Annotated in this window: 3 protein-coding genes; 2 read left to right on the forward strand and 1 reads right to left on the reverse strand. The window is 74.4% G+C overall.

Annotated elements, in window-relative coordinates; all coding sequences use genetic code 11:
* Positions 1-66 precede the first annotated feature (66 nt).
* Positions 67-396 (reverse strand): hypothetical protein, encoded by a 330-nt coding sequence (locus HCN52_RS22155; RefSeq protein ID WP_168090211.1) that lies wholly within the window; start codon positions 394-396, stop codon positions 67-69.
* A gap of 216 nt (positions 397-612) precedes the next feature.
* On the opposite strand from HCN52_RS22155, the gene HCN52_RS22160 reads away from it, so the two are divergent.
* Positions 613-2,505, forward strand: coding sequence for an ABC transporter ATP-binding protein (locus HCN52_RS22160; RefSeq protein ID WP_168090212.1), 1,893 nt, complete (start codon positions 613-615; stop codon positions 2,503-2,505).
* Entirely contained in the window at positions 2,502-4,382 is a 1,881-nt protein-coding gene (locus HCN52_RS22165; RefSeq protein ID WP_168090213.1) for an ABC transporter ATP-binding protein, read from the forward strand. The genes HCN52_RS22160 and HCN52_RS22165 overlap by 4 nt, the downstream gene beginning before the upstream one ends.
* Positions 4,383-4,454: the final 72 nt, after the last annotated feature.

Below are 4,454 nucleotides of genomic sequence, written 5' to 3' on the forward strand. Positions count from 1 at the left end.
CCCCCCCCCCCCCCCCCCCCCCCCCCCCCCCCCCCCCGGCACCGCCCGCTCCGGGGCGGCGTGGGCTCACCGCATGCCGCGGCGGCCGGTGGCGGCGCCCCGCCGGTTGGTGGCCGCCCGCCGCCGCCGGTCGTTGCAGAGCAGGCACTTGCCCCACCCCGGCGGGAGGGGGTCCTCCTTGTCGCCGTACAGCGGGTCGACCGCGCCGTGCGGATGGACGCGGCAGCCCGTCGTCCCCGGCCCGGCGGCGAGCGCGAGCGCCGCCGCCTGGGCGCGACGCAACGCGTCCAGCAGCACGTCGGCCTGCTCCCCGCTCGGGATCTCCTGGTCGAAGGCGATGTCCGAGGCGGTCCGCAGCGCCACCTGGAGATCGCGCCACTCGGTCTGGTCACTCATGGGGATCAGCGTAGGCCCCGGTGCCGACAGCCGACGGCGACCCGGTGCGGCCGCCCGCCCCCGCAGGTGACCGGCGCCCCGCGGCGCCCGCCGGCCGCCCGCGCGCGCCGGCTCGCGGAGCAGCACGAGGACCTGCGGCCTAGGTCCCTGGTGCCACCGCCGACTAGGGCAAAAACCCGATGGGAAGCACCTCAGGAGCCCCGTAAGCTCGCAACGATGTCTGCCACCGACCCCACCGCCCCGGACTCCCCTGCCCGCAAACGCTCCGTCGTCCGCTCGCTGCTGCGGCTGTGGCCCTACGTCCGGCCGGTGCGGGCGCGCTTCTTCACCGCCGCCGGGGTGGCCGTCGTCGCGTCCTGCCTGTCGCTGGTGCTGCCGATGATCCTCCGCTGGATCGTGGACGGCCCCGTCGCCGAACGGGACCTCACCGGGGTGTGGATCGGCGGTCTCGTCCTGCTGGGCGTCGGCGTCCTGGAGGCGGCGCTGTTCGGGCTGCGGCGCTGGCTGGTCGCGCGCCCGCTGGCCGGGGTCGAGGCGTCGATGCGCACCGCGCTCTACCGCCACACCCAGCGGCTGCCGGTGGCCTTCCACGACCGGTGGTCCTCCGGGCAGCTGCTCTCCCGCGCCACCGGGGACCTCCAGGAACTGCGGATGTTCCTGGCCTTCCCGCTGACCTTCCTGGTGGTGAACGTCTCGACGATCATCGTCGGGTGCGCGATCATGCTCTCGCTCAGCTGGCAGCTGGCGCTCATCGTGATGAGCCCGTTCCTGCCGCTGATGTGGGTGTGCATCAGCTTCGAGAAGCAGTACTCGGTCGCGGCACGGCGCGCACAGGACCAGATGGGCGACCTCACCACGGTCACCGAGGAGTCGGTGCTCGGCATCCGGGTCATCAAGGGGTTCGGCCGCCACCGCAGCCAGGCGCGGGCCTTCCGCGCCCTCTCCGACCAGCTGTACGGCACCGAGGTGGTCAAGGCCCGGATGCTGGGCTGGATCCTCGCCGTCATCATCGCGCTGCCCGAGCTGGTGCTGGGCGTGGTGCTGGTGGTCGGCGTCCTCCAGGTCGCCTCCGGCGCGCTCTCGGTGGGCACCCTGGTCGCGTTCACCGCCATCGCGCTGGCGCTGCGCTGGCCGGTGGAGTCGATCGGTTTCATCCTGGCGATGTGCAACGAGGCCGCCACCGCCTCCGACCGGTTCTTCGAAGTGCTGGACACCGAGCCGCCGCGGGAGAGCGCCGGCGCCGCGGCCTCCGCCGCCGTGCCCCGCACGCCGGTGCCCGGTCCGGCTGCCGACGCGGGGGAACCCGCCGACGGCGCGGGGGAGGCGGACGGGATGCGGCTGACCGGGGTCGGCTTCCGCTACCCCGACGCCTCCCCCGATGCCGAGCCGGTGCTGCACGGCATCGACCTGCACGTGCGCGCCGGGGAGACCATGGCGCTGGTCGGCGCGACCGGCAGTGGGAAGACCACGCTGACGGCGCTCCTCCCACGGCTGCACGAGGCCACCGAGGGCACCATCGCCCTGGACGGCCGGGACATCGCCGAGATGTCCCGCGCGGAGGTCCGCGCGCTGGTGGCGGTCGCCTTCGAGGAGCCGACGCTCTTCTCGGCCAGCGTCCGGGAGAACGTGCTGATGGGAGCGGTCGACGGCACCGCCGACGAGGAGGAGTTCCGCCGGGCGCTGCGCGTGGCGCAGGCCACCGGGTTCGTCGACGCCCTCCCCCTCGGCGCGGACACCGAGGTCGGCGAGCAGGGCATGAGCCTGTCCGGCGGGCAGCGGCAGCGCCTCGCGCTGGCCCGCGCCGTCGTCGGCCGGCCCCGCTTCCTGGTGCTGGACGATCCGCTGTCCGCCCTGGACGTGCACACCGAGGCACGGGTCGAGGCGGCGCTGCGCGAGGTGCTGGTCGGCACGACCGCACTGGTGGTGGCGCACCGGCCCTCCACCGTCATGCTGGCGGACCGGGTGGCGCTGCTCTCCGGTGGCGGGATCGCCGCGGTGGGGACGCACGCCGAACTGATGCGGACATCGGCCGAGTACCGGCACCTGATGTCCGGTGAGGAGCGGGACCCGGGAACGGGCCCGGAACGCGAGGAGGTGTCGGTCCGATGACCACGGCCGTCACGGACACGGACGCCCGGCGACCGGACCCGGAGGAGCGCCCCGACGCGGGCGGTCCCCCGGGGGGCGGTTCCGGCGGCGACCCCTTCGACCGGGACCAGCTCCCGGCGCCGCCCGGCGCGCCACTGCGGCTGCTCCGCTCACTGCTGCGGCCCGAACGCCGGCTGGTGGTGCTGGCGTCGGTGCTGCTCCTGCTCCAGCAGGCCGCCATCCAGGCGGGCCCGCTGCTGGTGGCGATCGCCATCGACAGCGGCGTCCCCGCCGCGATGGACGGCGACCACCGCCCGCTCATCACGGTGGCGGTGCTCTACGCGGTGACCGGCGGCGCCTCCGGTGTGCTGGTGTACGCCTTCTACCGGACGCTGGGCCGCGCCTGCCAGGGCGTGCTGCGGGACCTGCGCGGCCGGATCTACCGGCAGGCGCAGGCGCTCAGCCTGGACTTCCACGACCGGTACACCTCCGGCCGGATGATCTCCCGCTCGACCTCCGACGTGATGGCGCTGCGAGAGCTGCTGGACGAGGGCGTGCAGACGCTGATGACCGTCCTCGTCTCCGTCGTCTACATCACCGGTCTGCTGCTGTACCTGGACCTCGGGCTGGGCGTGGCGACGATGGCCTCGTTCGTCCCGGTCTACCTGATGGTGCGCAGCTACCGGCGGCGGGCCGGGGCGATGTTCACCCGGCGGTCGACGGCGATCGCCGCGGTGATCGTGAAGTTCAACGAGACGCTCAACGGCATCCGGCCGGTGAAGGCGTTCCGCCGCGAGCGCGCCAACGACGCGCGGTTCGCCGAGCTGAACGACGAGCACTGCCGGCTGAACGGCGGCACCATCCTGGAGATGGCGCGGTTCGTGGTGTTCTCCCGGCTCCTGGCGAACGTGACGCTGGCGGCGATCGTGCTGTGGTCCGCCTACCGGGTGGCCGACGGCGACCTGGAACTGGGTGTGCTGGCGGCGGCCGCGCTGTACGTGCGTCGGCTGTACGACCCGATCGACCGGTTCGCGATGATCCTCAATGCCTACGCCTCGGCGTCGGCGTCCCTGACGAAGATCGCCGGCCTGCTGGCGCAGCGTCCCGACCTCCCGGAGCCGGCACAGCCGAAGGAACTTCCGGAGCGCCTGGGGGACGCCCCGGGGCGCGAGGTCGTCTTCGACGGCGTGCGGTTCGCGTACCGGACGGGCGGCGAGGTGCTGCCGACGTTCGACCTCACCCTCGCCGCGGGCCGGACGACCGCGGTGGTGGGGGCCACCGGGGCGGGCAAGTCGACGCTGGCGAAGCTGCTGGCCCGGTTCTACGACCCGACCGACGGCCGCGTGCTGCTCGACGGCGTGGATCTGCGCGACCTGGCCAACCCGGAGCTGCGGCGCGGGGTGGTGATGGTGACCCAGGAGGCGTTCCTGTTCTCCGGGACCGTCGCCGAGAACATCGCGCTGGGCCGGCCGGACGCCCCCCGGGAGGAGATCGAGGAGGCGGCCCGGGCGATCGGGGCGCACACCTTCATCGAGGCGCTGCCGGACGGCTACGACACCGACGTCCGCAAGCGCGGCGGGCGGATCTCGGCCGGTCAGCGCCAGCTGGTCTCCTTCGCCCGGGTGCTGCTGGCCGACCCCGCGGTGGTGATCCTCGACGAGGCGACGTCCTCGCTGGACATCCCCGGGGAGCGGGCGGTGCAGCACGCCATGGAGACGGTGCTGCGGGACCGCACCGCACTGGTGATCGCGCACCGGCTGTCCACGGTGGAGGTCGCCGACCGGGTGCTGGTGATGGACGCGGGCCGGGTGGTCGAGGACGGGCCGCCCGCCGAGCTGATCGCGGGGACGGGCCGGTTCGCCGCCCTGCACAGCGCCTGGCGGGAGAGCCTGGTCTGAGCCCGGGGCCGCCCGCCGGCGACCCCTGCGGCAAACGGCGCGGCACCGGCCCGGTCAGGGGCCGGTGCCGCC

The organism is Streptomyces bohaiensis, from assembly GCF_012033785.1.
GTDB classification, from domain to species: Bacteria; Actinomycetota; Actinomycetes; order Streptomycetales; family Streptomycetaceae; genus Streptomyces; species Streptomyces bohaiensis.

Bases quoted from the DNA above. Each gene is read 5' to 3' on its own strand.
- HCN52_RS22155 (WP_168090211.1), bottom strand. From the start codon at position 396: ATGAGTGACCAGACCGAGTGGCGCGATCTCCAGGTGGCGCTGCGGACC.
- HCN52_RS22160 (WP_168090212.1), top strand. From the start codon at position 613: ATGTCTGCCACCGACCCCACCGCCCCGGACTCCCCTGCCCGCAAACGC.
- HCN52_RS22165 (WP_168090213.1), top strand. From the start codon at position 2,502: ATGACCACGGCCGTCACGGACACGGACGCCCGGCGACCGGACCCGGAG.